The sequence below is a fragment of the uncultured Massilia sp. genome, assembly GCF_913773735.1.
Lineage (GTDB): Bacteria > Pseudomonadota > Gammaproteobacteria > Burkholderiales > Burkholderiaceae_D > Telluria.
Genome location: NZ_CAJYEB010000002.1, coordinates 123,848 through 137,798, shown reverse-complemented (window position 1 = coordinate 137,798; position 13,951 = coordinate 123,848). Strand labels below are relative to the sequence as shown.

Annotated in this window: 9 protein-coding genes; 5 read left to right on the top strand and 4 right to left on the bottom strand. The window is 70.4% G+C overall.

The annotated features are described in order from the left end of the window. Window positions 1–363: 363 nt before the first annotated feature. Both QZ749_RS00965 and QZ749_RS00960 read left to right on the top strand, forming a co-directional pair. Entirely contained in the window at window positions 364–2,385 is a 2,022-nt protein-coding gene (locus tag QZ749_RS00965; RefSeq protein WP_296942300.1) for an ATP-binding protein, read from the top strand. Next, window positions 2,382–4,979, top strand: coding sequence for an EAL domain-containing protein (locus QZ749_RS00960; RefSeq protein WP_296942298.1), 2,598 nt, complete (start codon window positions 2,382–2,384; stop codon window positions 4,977–4,979). Before QZ749_RS00965 ends, QZ749_RS00960 begins: the two co-directional genes overlap by 4 nt. A gap of 148 nt (window positions 4,980–5,127) precedes the next feature. On the opposite strand, the gene thiL is transcribed toward QZ749_RS00960, so the two are convergent. The 3 genes from thiL to QZ749_RS00945 form a co-directional block, all read right to left on the bottom strand. After that, on the bottom strand, window positions 5,128–6,096 hold the full coding sequence (gene thiL / locus QZ749_RS00955) for a thiamine-phosphate kinase (RefSeq protein WP_296942296.1): 969 nt from the start codon (window positions 6,094–6,096) through the stop codon (window positions 5,128–5,130). Window positions 6,097–6,115: 19 nt separating this feature from the next. Continuing rightward, window positions 6,116–7,690 (bottom strand): mannitol dehydrogenase family protein, encoded by a 1,575-nt coding sequence (locus tag QZ749_RS00950; RefSeq protein ID WP_296942294.1) that lies wholly within the window; start codon window positions 7,688–7,690, stop codon window positions 6,116–6,118. Window positions 7,691–7,768: 78 nt separating this feature from the next. Further along, complete coding sequence (locus QZ749_RS00945; protein WP_296942292.1) at window positions 7,769–8,095, bottom strand: SemiSWEET transporter; 327 nt, start codon at window positions 8,093–8,095, stop codon at window positions 7,769–7,771. A gap of 175 nt (window positions 8,096–8,270) precedes the next feature. On the opposite strand from QZ749_RS00945, the gene QZ749_RS00940 reads away from it, so the two are divergent. Next, window positions 8,271–9,506 (top strand): ROK family transcriptional regulator, encoded by a 1,236-nt coding sequence (locus QZ749_RS00940; RefSeq protein ID WP_296942290.1) that lies wholly within the window; start codon window positions 8,271–8,273, stop codon window positions 9,504–9,506. A 45-nt stretch (window positions 9,507–9,551) separates the two neighbouring features. On the opposite strand, the gene QZ749_RS00935 is transcribed toward QZ749_RS00940, so the two are convergent. Beyond that, complete coding sequence (locus QZ749_RS00935; protein WP_296942289.1) at window positions 9,552–10,514, bottom strand: AraC family transcriptional regulator; 963 nt, start codon at window positions 10,512–10,514, stop codon at window positions 9,552–9,554. Between the two features lie 131 nt (window positions 10,515–10,645). Between QZ749_RS00935 and QZ749_RS00930 the strand changes: the two genes are divergently transcribed. Further along, on the top strand, window positions 10,646–11,182 hold the full coding sequence (locus QZ749_RS00930) for a carboxymuconolactone decarboxylase family protein (protein WP_296942287.1): 537 nt from the start codon (window positions 10,646–10,648) through the stop codon (window positions 11,180–11,182). A 262-nt stretch (window positions 11,183–11,444) separates the two neighbouring features. Next, window positions 11,445–13,757, top strand: coding sequence for an NADP-dependent malic enzyme (locus QZ749_RS00925; RefSeq protein ID WP_296942285.1), 2,313 nt, complete (start codon window positions 11,445–11,447; stop codon window positions 13,755–13,757). Window positions 13,758–13,951 lie beyond the last annotated feature (194 nt).

The following is a 13,951-nucleotide window of genomic DNA, read 5'->3' as shown; positions in this document are numbered from 1 at the left end:
CGGCCGCCGCGACGGCCGCCTGCGCGGTCCATTCTAGCGCGCCCGCGCCGCGCCTGTCGCCAGGACGTTGACGAAAAGCCATGCATCGCGGCATCATCCCTGTCGTCAATATGTCGACGAGTGTATTGACGCCGACGTGGAGGCGCCGCCGTTCCGTGCGCCAGCGTGCGCAAGCGTGCTGCTATCCTGCTCGTCTGGCGGAGCGATCCGCCGCGCCCTGATTGATGGACCGACGTAGGATAGCCATGCCGTTCGACCGATTTGCGCGCACCCTCCACGGACCGGGGGCGGCGTGCCACTGATGGCGCCCGTGCTCCTCTCGCGCGGCGCCGCCTCCTGCGCGCGCCTGCCGGCGGTGGCCCCATGAATCCGCGCCGCTCGATCCGCCAGAAGCTCGTCACGATCGTGATGTCGACGACGCTCGCGGCCCTGGTCGTGTCGGTCGGCACCGTGGTGGCCTACGACCTGCGCAGCTACCAGCGCGCGCTGCGCAACGACCTGTCGACGCAGGCCGAGCTGGTCGGCCACATGACCTCGGCCGCGCTGGCCTTCGACGACGCGCGCCTGGCGAGCGAGAACCTGGCGCTGCTGCGCACCCGCCCCTCGGTGCGCGCGGCCGCGCTGTACGACGACAAGGGCGCCCTGTTCGCCTGGTACGTGGCGCCCGGCGAGGACGCCGCCTTCCCGCCCCGGCCCGGCAAGGAAGGCTACGTCAAGCAGGGCGACGACCTGGTGCTGTACCAGCGCGTCGCCGAGAACGGCGAGGCGCTCGGCACCATCTACCTGCGCTCGCAGAACCAGCTGCTCGAGCGCGTGCGCGACTACCTCCTGATCGGCGCCGGCGTGATCCTGCTGGCGCTGCTGACCGCCTGGCTGCTGGTGCGGCGCCTGGGCCACACCATCACGACGCCGATCGACGCCATCACCAACATCGCGCGCGAAGTGGTCGAGCGGCGCGACTATTCGCGCCGCGCCGCGCGCATCAGCCAGGACGAGGCGGCCGACCTGGTCGACTCCTTCAATGCGATGCTGACCGAGATCGAGCAGCGCACCCGCGCGCTGGAGGACTCGAACCGCGAGATCGCGCGCGAGGCCCAGGAACGCGCGCGCATCCAGCAGGAAGTGATGCGCCTGAACGAAGAACTCGAGCAGCGCGTGCACGAGCGCACCATGCAGCTGGAGCTGGCCAATTCCGAACTCGAGCTGGCCATCGAGGAGGCGCGCGCGGCCAACCAGGCCAAGTCCGCCTTCCTGTCCTCGATGAGCCACGAATTGCGCACGCCCCTGAATGCGATCCTCGGCTTCGCCCAGATCCTGGCGTCGAACGACATGCCCACGACGCCGGAGCAGAAGAAGGAATTCTCCGGCCACATCCTCAAGTCCGGGCGCCACCTGCTGACCCTGATCAACGAGATCCTCGACCTGGCCAAGGTGGAGGCGGGCGCGGTGACGCTGTCGATGGAGCCGGTGCCGCTGGCCGACATCCTGGCCGAATGCCGCGGCATGATCGCGCCGCTGGCGGTCGGGCGCGGCATCGACGTGCGCTTTCCCGAGGATGCCGGGGCGCTGGTGCAGGCCGACCGCACCCGCCTCAAGCAGGTGCTGCTGAACCTCCTGTCGAACGCGGTCAAGTACAACCGCGACGGCGGCGCGGTGGTGGTCGATTGCGCGCCGGCGGGCGCGCGCCGGCTGCGCCTGGCGGTGCGCGACACCGGCCTGGGCTTGCGGCCGGAGCAGGTGGCCGCGCTGTTCCAGCCCTTCAACCGCCTGGGCCAGGAGAGCGGCACCCAGGAAGGCACCGGCATCGGCCTGGTGGTGACGCGCCGCCTGGTCGAGCTGATGGGGGGCGAGATCGGCGTCAGCAGCAGTCCCGGCGTCGGCAGCGTGTTCTGGATCGAGCTGGCGCGCGCCGAGCCGGCCGGCGCGCCGGCCCCCGCCGATGCGGCGCCGTCCCCGGCCCCGGCCATGGTGCCCGCCGCGCCCGGCGCGCCGCGCACCCTGCTGTACGTCGAGGACAATCCGGCCAACCTGCGCCTGGTGCAGGAGATCGTGCGCTTCCGGACCGACCTGCGCCTGTTGTCCGCGCCGGACGGCCCCGGCGGCCTGGCGCTGGCGCGCGCGGCGCATCCCGACGTCGTGCTGATGGACCTGAACCTGCCCGGCATGAGCGGCTTCGAGGTGCTGGAACGGATGCGCCGCGACCCGGCCACGGCCGCCATCCCGGTGATCGCGCTGTCGGCCAACGCGATGGCGCACGACGTCGAGCGCGGCCTGGCGGCCGGGTTCGCGCGCTACCTCACCAAGCCGATCGACATCGACAAGTTCAACGAGGCCATCGACGGCGTGCTGGCCCGGCGCGCCGCGGCAGAAAGGACCGCTCCATGATTTCGCCATCCGACATCCGGCGCGCGCGCATCCTGGTCGTCGACGACGAGCCGGTCAACGTGCAGCTGCTCGAATTCCTGCTCAAGACCAGCGGCTACGAGCACGTGAGCAGCACGACCGATCCGCGCCAGGTGGCGGCGCTGCACCTGCAGCACCGCTACGACCTGATCATCCTCGACCTGCAGATGCCGCACATGGACGGCTTCCAGGTGATGGAAGCCCTGAAGCCGCTGGAGCGCGAATCCTGGCTGCCGGTGCTGGTGGTCACGGCCGAGCCGGACAAGAAGCTGGCCGCGCTGGAAGCCGGCGCGCGCGACTTCATCGGCAAGCCCTTCGACACGGTCGAGGTGCTCACGCGCATCCGCAACCTGCTCGAAGTACGCCTGTTCCACAAGGAGTCGCGCGACTACGGCGCGCGCATGGAGCGCAAGGTGCGCGAGCGCACGGCCGAGCTGCAGCGCTTCCGCGGCGCGATGGACGCCACCGCCGACGCCATCTTCCTGGTCGACGCGCACGACATGAGGATGATCGACGTCAGCGACGGCGCCTGCCGCATGCTGGGCTTCTCGCGCGACGCGCTGCTGCGCATCGACCCGGTGGCGCTGGGCCTGGCCGAGCGCGCCCAGCTCGAACGCCATGCCGATCCGGCGGCCCACGGGCGCGAGCACGACATCGTCGAGACCGAGCTGCTGCGTGCGGACGGGCAGGGCGCGGTGCCGGTCGAGATCAGCTGGCAGATGCAGCAGCGCCCCACGCAGGACGGCCAGGATGCGCACGCGCGCATGCTGATCGCCGTCGCGCGTGACATCAGCGAGCGGCTGCACGCGGCCGAGCGCCTGAAGCACGTGTCGAACTACGACAGCCTGACCGGCCTGCCGAACCGCAACCTGTTCTTCCAGACGCTGCGCGACGCCATCGAGCTGGCCCAGGACAAGAACTGGCGCATCGCCGTGCTGTTCATCACGCTGGACCGCTTCAAGATCGTCAACGACTCGCTCGGGCCGGCGCTGGGCGACGAGCTGCTGCGCCAGTTCAGCACGCGCCTGGTGCGCTGCGTGCGCCTGCGCGACACCATCGGCCGCCTGGGCGGCGACGAGTTCGCGCTGATGCTGACCATGCGCGGCGAGCAGCAGGCCGACGAGGCGGTGGCCGTCGCCAACGAGGTGCGCGAGGCGCTGCGCGCGCCGTTCGACCTGAACGGCCAGCAGGCGGTGCTGACGGCCAGCATCGGCATCGCCATGTATCCGGACGATGCGCGCGACCCCGGCACGCTGGTCAAGTACGCCGACGTCGCCATGGTGCGCGCCAAGGAGGCGGGACGCGACGGCTACCGCTTCTTCACCTCGGGCATGAACGTGCAGGTGCTGGCCCGGCTCGAACTGGAACTGGCCCTGCGCGGCGCCATCGAAGGCGGCCAGTTCGAGCTGCACTACCAGCCCAAGCTGGACCTGAACACGGGACGCGTGACCGGCGTCGAGGCGCTGCTGCGCTGGCGCCGTCCCGGCATCGGCCTGGTCTACCCGGCCGAGTTCGTGCCGGTCATGGAAGAGACGGGGATGGTGGTGCGCGTCGGCGCCTGGATCATCGACGAGGCCTGCCGCCAGATCGCGGCCTGGAACGCCGAGGGCGTGCGCGACGTGCGGGTGGCGGTGAACGTGTCGAGCCGCCAGTTCGTCGAGGGCGACCTCGAGAGCGACATCCGCGCCGCGCTGGAACGCCACCGCGTCGATCCCGGCCTGCTGGAACTGGAGCTGACCGAGAGCGCGCTGATGTCGAACGCCGAGCACACGATCGCCGTGCTGGAAAGCCTGAAACGGCTGGGCATCCGCATCGCCATCGACGATTTCGGCACCGGTTATTCCTCGCTGGCCTACCTGAAGCGCTTCCCGATCGACAAGCTGAAGATCGACATCGCGTTCGTGCGCGACATCACCACCAATCCGGACGACGCGGCCATCGCGCTGGCCATCATCAGCATGGCGCACAGCCTGCACATGCAGGTGATCGCCGAGGGCGTGGAGTCGCGCGCCCAGATGGCGCTGCTGCGCCGCCATCGCTGCGACGAGATCCAGGGCTTCCACTTCTCGCGCGCGCTCCCCAGCGCGGAACTGGCGCGGCTGGTGCTGGAGAACCGCTCGCAGCCGAGCCGCCCGGCCGCCGACGACCGCAACGTGCAGACGCTGCTGGTTGTGGACGACGACCCCAACGTGCTGGGCGCGCTGCACCGCCTGTTCCGGCGCGACAACTACCGGGTGCTGACGGCCGCCTCGCCGGCCGAGGGCTTCGAACTGCTGGCGCTGTATCCGGTGCAGGTGATCTTGTGTGACCAGCGCATGCCGGTGATGAGCGGCACCGAATTCCTCAGCAAGGTCAAGGAGATGTATCCGGACACGATGCGCATCATCCTGTCCGGCTACACCGGCGTGGAGGCGGTGCTCGACTCGATCAACCGCGGCGCGATCTACCGCTTCTATACCAAGCCGTGGAACGACACCGAACTGCGCGACAACGTGCGCATGGCGTTCCGCCAGTACTGGCTGACGCACGGGCCGTACGACGACCGCAGGACGCCGCGCGACGACGAGATGGCGTGAACGGCATGGCATGGTGCGCACCCCGTGCGCACCCTACGGAGGCGTTGCTCGAACGCGTGGACGGGGAACCCGTCCACCCTACGCATGCCACGCGGCGATACGCGGCGTCCGGTCCGCCGAAAACGCGCATGGCATCCTCGTCGCGCCGTCACGCCCCGCCGAAATGGTCCCAGCCGCGCACGGCCAGCGCCAGCGCCGCTCCCGCGCCGTCGACCCAGCGCAACCCCGGCGCCGCGGTGATGGCGCCGACCCGCGTCACCGCGACCCCGCACCGTTCTCCCGCCGCCAGGATCGCCGCGCGCCGGTCCGCCGGCGCCGTGAAGCACAGCTCGTAGTCGTCGCCGCCGGCGGCCGTGAAGCGGCGCCGCAGCGCCTGCGGCTGGCGCGCCAGCGCGGGGCCGGCCGGCAGCGCGTCCACGTCGAGGATGGCGCCGACCCGCGACGCCGCCAGGATGTGCCCGATGTCGCCGGCCAGGCCGTCCGAGATGTCCAGCGCCGCATGGGCCAGCCCCTCGTCGGCCAGCAGCCGTCCCAGCGCCACGCGCGGCGTCGGGACGTGCATGCGCGGCGCGGCCAGCGCCAGGTCGGCCGGCGCGAGCGCCACTTCGTCCAGGTAGCCGGCCAGCGCCAGGCGCGCGTCGCCCAGCGTGCCCGAGATCCACACGTCGTCGCCGGCGCGCGCCGCGTCGCGCCGCAGCGCGCGGCCCGGCGCCAGTTCGCCGAAGATGGTGATGCAGACGGTCAGCGGCCCCCTGGTCGTGTCGCCGCCCACCAGTTCGCAGCCGTGGGCGTCGGCCAGCGCGAACAGGCCGCGCGAAAAGCCGTCCAGCCAGGCGCGTTCGGCCGCCGGCAGCGCCAGCGCCAGCGTGAAGCCGAGCGGCGCCGCGCCCATCGCGGCAAGGTCGGACAGGTTCACGGCCAGGCATTTGTGGCCCAGCGCGAACGGGTCGGCGCCGGCGAAGAAATGGCGGCCTTCCACCAGCATGTCGGACGAGACGGCCAGCTGCATGCCGGGCGCGGGCGCGAGCAGGGCGCAGTCGTCGCCGATGCCGAGGACGGCGCGGCCGGGCCGGTCGCGCACGAAGTACTGCTTGATGAGGTCGAATTCGGAGAGCATCCCCGGATTCTAGCCCGGTTCAGGCGCGCATGGCCGGCGCCGGCGTCGTCGCCACCGTCGCCAGGGCGATGCGGATGCCGTGCGCCTCGATGGCGTCGGCCAGGCGCAGGTAGGCGTCGACGAAGGCCGGCTGGCGGCGCAGGCCCAGCGCAGCGAACGGGCTGGTGTCGAGCAGCGTCAGCGGGTCGGCCGGGTCGAGCAGGGCATCGTCGATGTCGCTGAAATGCGGTTCGGCCACGTCGAGGAGGCCGCCGTTGCAGTCGCGCCCGGACAGGTAGCGGCGGAAGCAGGCCAGCAGGAAGGCGGGGCGCGCCGGGTCCGCGCCCCGTTCCAGCAGCGTGGCGATGGTCTTCGAATGGAACACCGGGATCTTGGCGGCGCCGTCGTGGGCCACGCGCAGCAGCTGGTCGGCCACGGCCGGGTTGGCGAAGCGCTTGAGCAGCGTTTCCTTGTAGGCGTGGGCGGATACGCCCTGCGGCAGGTCCAGGTGCGGGATCACGTCGGCTTCCATGAAGCGCACCAGCAGGCGCTTGAGCAGCGGGTCGCGCATCGCCTCGGGCACGGTCCGGTAGCCGCACAGCAGCGCCGGATAGGCCAGCAGCATGTGCGACGCGTTCAGCATGCGGCCCTTGAGCGCTTCCCAGGCGTGTACCTCGTCGCTGAACACCACGCCGGCGGCGGCCAGGTCGGGACGTCCGGCGCTGAAGCGGTCCTCGACGACCCACTGGCTGAACGGCTCGGCCACGGCCGGCAGCGCGTCCTCGGCGCCCAGCAGGGCGGCGATGCGGCGGCGCTGCTGGTCCGACACGCCCGGCGCGATGCGGTCGACCATGCTGTTGGGGAAGGCCGCGTGGCACGCGATCCAGTCGGCCAGTTCGCGGTCGAGCGCATACGCATAGGACAGCACGGCGTGGCGCGCGGTGTCGCCGTTGGCGCGCAGGTTGTCGCAGGACAGCACCGTGAAGGCGGGCAGTCCGGCGGCGCGGCGCAGGCGCAGGGCGCCGACGATCAGGCCGAACGCCGTGCGCGGCGCCGCGCCGCCCTCCATCCCGGCCGCGGCCAGGTCGCGCGCCACGGCCGGCTCGTCCAGGCGGAACGCGCCGCTGGTTTCGTCGATGTTGTAGCCGCCCTCGGTGATGGTCAGCGAGACGATGCGGATCGCCGGGCTGGCCAGCAGGCGCAGCACCGCGTCCGGATCGCGCGGCGCGTGCAGGTAGTCGACCATGGCGCCGACGACGCGCGCATCGGCGCCGCCGGCGGCATCGAACGCCGTCACCGAGTACAGGCCGTCCTGGCGCCGGTAGGCGTCGGCCTTGGCGCGGGCCGCCGCGCCGTCGCCCAGGCCGATGCCGACGATGCCCCAGGACGCGTGGTCCGGCAGGTGCAGGCAGCGGTCGATGGCGAGCGCCTGGTGCACGCGATGGAAGTTGCCCACGCCGATGTGGGCGATGCCGGGCGTGACGCGGCTGCGGTCGTAGGCGGGCAGCGCCGCCTGCACGGTGCGCGGCGCATGGCGCAGGAATGCATTGGACAGCGCGCCGGACGGCGCGGGAAAGGACAGCGGCGCACGGGCCGCCAGGGTGGCAGGGGACATGGAAACTCCTGTGAGGACGGCCGCGGCGCGCAGGGCGCGGCGGCGGATGGAGGAAGCGGCGCCGGCGGAATCAGGGGATCAGGCGGCGGCGTCGATGGCGCGGGCGCGGCGGTGCGGCGCGGGGTCGGCCTTGGCCTGGGCCGGCTTGCGCTCGAAGCGCCATTTCATGACCAGCACGGACGAGGCCAGCACCAGCGTGACGGCGTTGTTGATGGCGAGCGGCCAGGCGCCGATGATGATGCCGTAGCACAGCCACAGGAACACGCCGAAGCAGAAGGCCGCATACATGGCGGTGGAAATGCCGGCGGCGGATCGTTGGCGCCAGACCAGCAGCACCTGGGGGATGAAGGCGGCGGTGGTGCAGAACGCGGCCACGTAGCCCATCAGGTCGATGACGGTTTGCATGGGTAACCCCTTTCTCATTACATGCTTATGGACATGCGGCACGGTGCAAACAGCGGCAACCGGCGCCGGGGAGGGGCTATAATAAATCACTTTGAGTGATTTAATCAAGCGAAAATTGCGCCTGCATGTGGTTAACTGCTTTCATCCTCCATCAATACCTGGTCAAAATACGATAATGAGCGATCATCCTGCGGCATCCGACCACACCCTGCAGCGCCTTCCCGGCGCCAACCAGGTGGGCATGCGCGAATACAACGAGCGCCTGCTGCTGCAGGCGATCCGCCTGCACGGCAGCCTGCCCAAGGCCGAGCTGGCGCGCCTGACGAAGCTGAGCGGGCAGACGGTGTCGGTGATCGTCGAGCGCTTGCTGGACGAAGGCCTGGTCGAACGGCAGGCGGCGCAGCGCGGCAGGGTCGGGCAGCCGTCGCGCCCGATCGCCCTGCGTCCGGATGCGGCGTTCGCGGTCGGGGTGCGGCTGGGCCGGCGCAGCCTGGACGTGCTGCTGCTGGACTTCGCCGGCCAGCCGCGCTGGCGCTCCGCCACGCCCTACCCGGCGCCGCGCGTGGACGAGGTGTTCGCCGCGATCGGCGCCGAACTGGCGCGCATCCACGACGTGCTGGGCGAGGGCGCGGGGCGGATCGCCGGGATCGGCCTGGCCGCGCCGCTGGCCTTCGGCGGCTGGCACGACTTGCTGGGCATGGAGGCGCGGGAGGCCGCGGCCTGGGCCGGGCTCGACCTGCGCGCGCGCCTGCAGGCCGCGACGCCGCTGCCGGTGGAATTCGCCAAGGACACGGCGGCGGCCTGCGTGGCCGAACTGGTGGCCGGGCGCGGGCGCGGCCTGGAAAATTATCTGTACGTGTTCGTCGACGTGCTGGCCGGCGGCGGCCTGGTGATCGACGGCCAGCCGCACGGCGGGCGCCACGGCAATGCCGGCGCGATCGGTTCGATGCCGCTCGGCCTGGCAGGCGCGGGGCGGGCGGGCCAGGTGCTGGACGAGGCGTCGCTGGTCGGGCTGGAACGCATGTTCGGCGCGGCCGGCCTGGAACCGCTCGCCTTCACCGACGCGCGCGTGCTGGCGGCGCCGTGGGAACCGGTGACGCGGGCGTGGATCGCGCGCGCCGCCGACGCCATCGCCTTCGCGATCTGCGGCGCGGCCTGCGTGCTCGACCTGGACGGCGCGATCGTCGACGGCGCCGTGGACCGCGCCCTGCTGGCGGCGTTGCTGACGGCGGTGGAGGCGGCGCTGGGCCGCTACGACTGGCAGGGCGCCGCGCGTCCGCCGGTGCTGGCCGGCGCGGTCGGGGCGGACGCCAAGGCCTACGGCGCGGCCTGCCTGCCGCTGCACAGCGGCTTCGCGCCGGCGCACGACCTGTTCCTCAAGGATGCGCGGCGCCAGGGACGGCCTGGGTGACGCGGGCCGGCCGCGCGCCAGGCCGGCGCCGGCCCGCCCGGACGCCTAGCGATCCGCCGGCCCGGCGCCGCCGCGCTGGCCCCGGCGGTAGCCGCCCGGCCCGATGCCGTAGTGGCGCTTGAACACGCGGTTGAACGCCGCCTCCGACTGGTAGCCCACTTCCAGCGCGACGTCGCCCACCGGACGCTCGCCGTGCAGCAGCGTGCGCGCGGCCAGGGCCATGCGCAGCTGCGTCAGCGCGTCGGCCGGCGTCATGCCGCTCAGCTGGACGAACAGGCGCGCGAAGGTGGCGCGCGACACGAAGCTGGCCGCGGCCAGCTCGGCCACCGTCCACGGCTGCTGCGGCGCTTCCAGCATCTTCTGCAGCGCATGGCCCAGGCGGCGGTCGGCCAGCACGGCGAACAGGCCGGGCGTGGTGGCGCTCTGGGCCAGCCAGGCGCGCATCAGTAGGGCGAACAGGGCGCCGGACAGCTGGGCGACGATGACGCCGGCGCCGGGACGGGTGTCGGCGGTCTCGTGCTGCAGCAGGCGCACCAGCGCGTGCAGGCCGGGGAAGTCGTCGGCGCGGCTGGCGCGCACCACCATCACGGGCGGCAGCGCGCCGAGCAGGGCGCGCCGGGCGGCATCGTCGAAGACCAGGGTGCCGCACAGGATGCCGGTGGCGGGGCCGGCGCCGGCATTGCCCTTGCGCAGCAGCGGTCCCGCGCCGTCCAGCGTGCGCACCGGCGCCGCATCGGGCAGGGCATCCCGCCCGGCATCCTGCGCCAGTCCGGCATGCAGGCGGTGCGCGCTGCCGCCGGGGAACACCACGATGTCGCCGGCCTGCAGCGCGAGCGGTTCGTGTCCCGGCGCGTCCACGCGCGCGCTGCCTTCGACGATCACGTGGAAGGGCGCGGTGCCCGGCGTCGACGGCGGCTCGTCCAGCACCCAGGGCGCGGCCAGCTCGCAGCGGATGTCGAGCGAGGTGTGGATCGTGAAGAGGGACAGCAGGCGGCTGAGCGTATCCATGGGGCTGTGCGGATGAGACGGACGGGCAAATTATCGCAGCAAACCGGCATGGTTTGTGCACCTGGGCAAGCCTAGACTGCTTTCCATGCCACACGGCATTCCATCAACGACACGTCAAGAAAGGAAAGACCATGAGCCGCCTGTCCACCCAAGGTGCCAACGCCACCGGCCGTACCGCGGAACTGTTTGCCGCCATCAAGTCCAAGCTGGGCAAGGTCCCGAACGCCTACGATGCCATCGGCAGTAACAGCCCGGTCGCGCTGGAAGCCCTGCTGAACTTCGACGCGGCGCTGGGCAACACCAGCCTGTCGAAGCAGGAGATCGAAGTGATCAAGCTGGCCGTCAGCGAAGTCGCCGGTTGCGACTACTGCCTGGCCGCCCATACGCTGATGGGCAAGATGGCCGGCCTGGCGCCGGAAGCGATCCTGGCGGCGCGCCGCGGCACCCCGACCGGCAACGGCAAGCTCGACGCGCTGTCGACCTTCGTGCGCAGCGTGGTCGGCACCACCGGCACCGTGCCGCAACCGGTGGTCGACGCCGTCAAGGCCGCCGGCTACGGCGACGCCCAGGTGGTGGACACGATCTTCGCGATCGCCAGCATCACCTTCACCAACCTGGTGAACCGCATCAACGACACCGTGGTCGACTTCCCGAAAGCCCCGGCCTGAACGGTGCGGGGAGGCCGCCGGCGCCCCGGCAGTCCGGGCGATGGCGGGATGCAGGAGAAGGCGGCCGGACGCGTGGAGCGCCCGGCCGCGCCATGTCGATGCAGGCTGTCGATTCATGCTGTCGATTCATGCTGTTTATGGCACGAAGTCGTTTCATTCGCATGGACAATCTATGCTGCCGTTGGTAAAAATACGTAGCCGGCCGGGGGTGTCACTCTGCTAAAATCGTAAGCCACCCGTCAGTTCAGGAAGGCAGCGAAGCATGGATTCGTCAATCGATAAAAAAGAAGAATTACGTCAACAACTGCGTGCTGCGGCGCTCGAGTACCACCAGATTCCCACTCCCGGCAAGATCAGCGTCACCCCGACCAAGTCGGTGCTGAACCAGCGCGACCTGGCGCTGGCCTACTCCCCCGGCGTCGCCGCGCCCTGCGAAGAGATCGTCAAGGATCCGGCCGCCTCGTTCAAGTACACCGCGCGCGGCAACCTCGTCGCCGTCATCTCGAACGGCACCGCCGTGCTGGGCCTGGGCAATATCGGCCCGCTGGCCAGCAAGCCGGTCATGGAAGGCAAGGGCGTCCTGTTCAAGAAATTCGCCGGCATCGACGTGTTCGACATCGAGATCGCCGAGACCGACCCGGACAAGCTGATCGACGTGATCGCCGCGCTCGAGCCGACCTTCGGCGGCGTCAACCTCGAGGACATCAAGGCGCCCGAGTGCTTCTACATCGAGCGCAAGCTGCGCGAGCGCATGAAGATCCCCGTCTTCCACGACGACCAGCACGGCACCGCCATCATCGTCGGCGCCGCCATCCTGAACGGCCTGAAGGTCGTCGGCAAGGACATCAAGAGCTGCAAGCTGGTCGTGTCGGGCGCGGGCGCCGCGGCGCTGGCCTGCCTGGAACTGATCGTCGACCTCGGCTTCCCGGTGGAGAACATCTTCGTCACCGACCTGGCCGGCGTGGTCTACAAGGGCCGCACCGAGCTGATGGACCCGGACAAGGAACGCTTCGCCCAGGACACGCCGCACCGCTCGCTGGCCGAGGTCATCCCCGGCGCCGACATCTTCCTGGGCCTGTCCGCCGGCGGCGTGCTCAAGCCCGAGATGGTCGCGCAGATGGCGCCGAACCCGCTGATCCTGGCGCTGGCCAACCCGAACCCGGAAATCCTGCCGGAAGACGCCAAGGCCGTGCGCAGCGACGTCATCATCGCCACCGGCCGGTCGGACTACCCGAACCAGGTCAACAACGTGCTGTGCTTCCCGTACATGTTCCGCGGCGCGCTCGATTGCGGCGCGACCACGATCACGCGCGAGATGGAGATCGCGGTCGTGCATGCGATCGCCGACCTGGCCCACGCCGAGCAGTCCGACATCGTCGCCTCGGCCTACGGCATCTCGAACCTGTCGTTCGGCCCGGAATACCTGATCCCGATGCCGTTCGACCCGCGCCTGCTGACCCACATCGCGCCGGCCGTGGCCAAGGCCGCGATGGACGGCGGCGTCGCCACCCGCCCGATCGCCGACCTGGCCGCCTACGCAGAGAGCCTGCAGCAGTTCGTGTACCGCAGCGGCAGCTTCATGAAACCGCTGTTCCAGGTCGCCAAGGACGCGCCGCCGGAACTCAAGCGCATCGTCTACGCCGAGGGCGAGGAGGAACGCGTGCTGCGCGCCGTGCAGGTGGTCGTCGACGAGAAGCTGGCGCGCCCGATCCTGGTCGGCCGTCCGGCCGTGCTGCAGCAGCGCATCGAGAAGTTCGGCCTGCGCCTGAAACTGGGCCAGCACTTCGACGTGATCAACCCCGACTTCGACGAACGCTACCGCGACTACTGGCAGAGCTACTACCAGATGGTGGCGCGCAAGGGCATCACCCAGGACCTGGCCAAGCTGGCCATGCGCCGCCGCCACACACTGATCGGCGCGATGATGATCCACAAGGGCGAAGCCGACGGCATGATCTGCGGCACCTACGGCACCACGCAGGTCCACCTGGAATACATCGACCAAGTGCTGGGCAAGCGCGCCGGCGCCAACGTCTACGCGGCGATGAACTTCATCATCACCCAGGAACGCCAGCTGGCGATGGTCGACACCCACGTCAACGAGAATCCGAGCGCGGACGAACTGGCCGAGATCACCATCATGGCGGCCGAGGAACTGGAACGCTTCGGCATCACGCCGCGCGTGGCGCTGCTGTCGCACTCGAACTTCGGCACCTCGAACAGCGAATCGGCGCAGAAGATGCGCGCCACGCTGGGCATCGTGCAGCAGAAGGCGCCGGGCCTGGAGATCGACGGCGAGATGCACGGCGACGCCGCGCTCGATTCGAAGATCCGCAACCGGGTCATGCCGAATTCCACGCTCAAGGGCGACGCCAACCTGGTCGTCATGCCGAACATCGAGTCGGCCAATATCGCCTACAACCTCCTCAAGACCGCGGCCGGCAACGGCATCGCCGTCGGCCCGGTACTGCTGGGCTGCGCGCGCCCGGTGCACATCCTGACGCCGTCGGCGACGGTGCGCCGCATCGTCAACATGACGGCGCTGTGCGTCGTCGACGCCGTGTCGCAGCGCTGATCGCGCCGTCCCGCCATCGCCCCCGCCCGCGCGGGGGCGATGTCTATTGCGGTCCCTGAATTGTCACCAACTGTAGAAGTTCCCGACAATTCATGAACTTGTAATAAAGCTTGACCGAGACGTAACAATGCGTAATCACGCGCTGTGCTTTTTCAAATTCGGGTGATAATAGCCGAGTAGGTATTACCTTTTCT

Excerpts from the sequence above, each read along its gene's own strand:
- QZ749_RS00965 (WP_296942300.1), top strand. The coding sequence starts at position 364 with ATGAATCCGCGCCGCTCGATCCGCCAGAAGCTCGTCACGATCGTGATG.
- QZ749_RS00960 (WP_296942298.1), top strand. The coding sequence starts at position 2,382 with ATGATTTCGCCATCCGACATCCGGCGCGCGCGCATCCTGGTCGTCGAC.
- thiL (WP_296942296.1), bottom strand. The coding sequence starts at position 6,096 with ATGCTCTCCGAATTCGACCTCATCAAGCAGTACTTCGTGCGCGACCGG.
- QZ749_RS00950 (WP_296942294.1), bottom strand. The coding sequence starts at position 7,690 with ATGTCCCCTGCCACCCTGGCGGCCCGTGCGCCGCTGTCCTTTCCCGCG.
- QZ749_RS00945 (WP_296942292.1), bottom strand. The coding sequence starts at position 8,095 with ATGCAAACCGTCATCGACCTGATGGGCTACGTGGCCGCGTTCTGCACC.
- QZ749_RS00940 (WP_296942290.1), top strand. The coding sequence starts at position 8,271 with ATGAGCGATCATCCTGCGGCATCCGACCACACCCTGCAGCGCCTTCCC.
- QZ749_RS00935 (WP_296942289.1), bottom strand. The coding sequence starts at position 10,514 with ATGGATACGCTCAGCCGCCTGCTGTCCCTCTTCACGATCCACACCTCG.
- QZ749_RS00930 (WP_296942287.1), top strand. The coding sequence starts at position 10,646 with ATGAGCCGCCTGTCCACCCAAGGTGCCAACGCCACCGGCCGTACCGCG.
- QZ749_RS00925 (WP_296942285.1), top strand. The coding sequence starts at position 11,445 with ATGGATTCGTCAATCGATAAAAAAGAAGAATTACGTCAACAACTGCGT.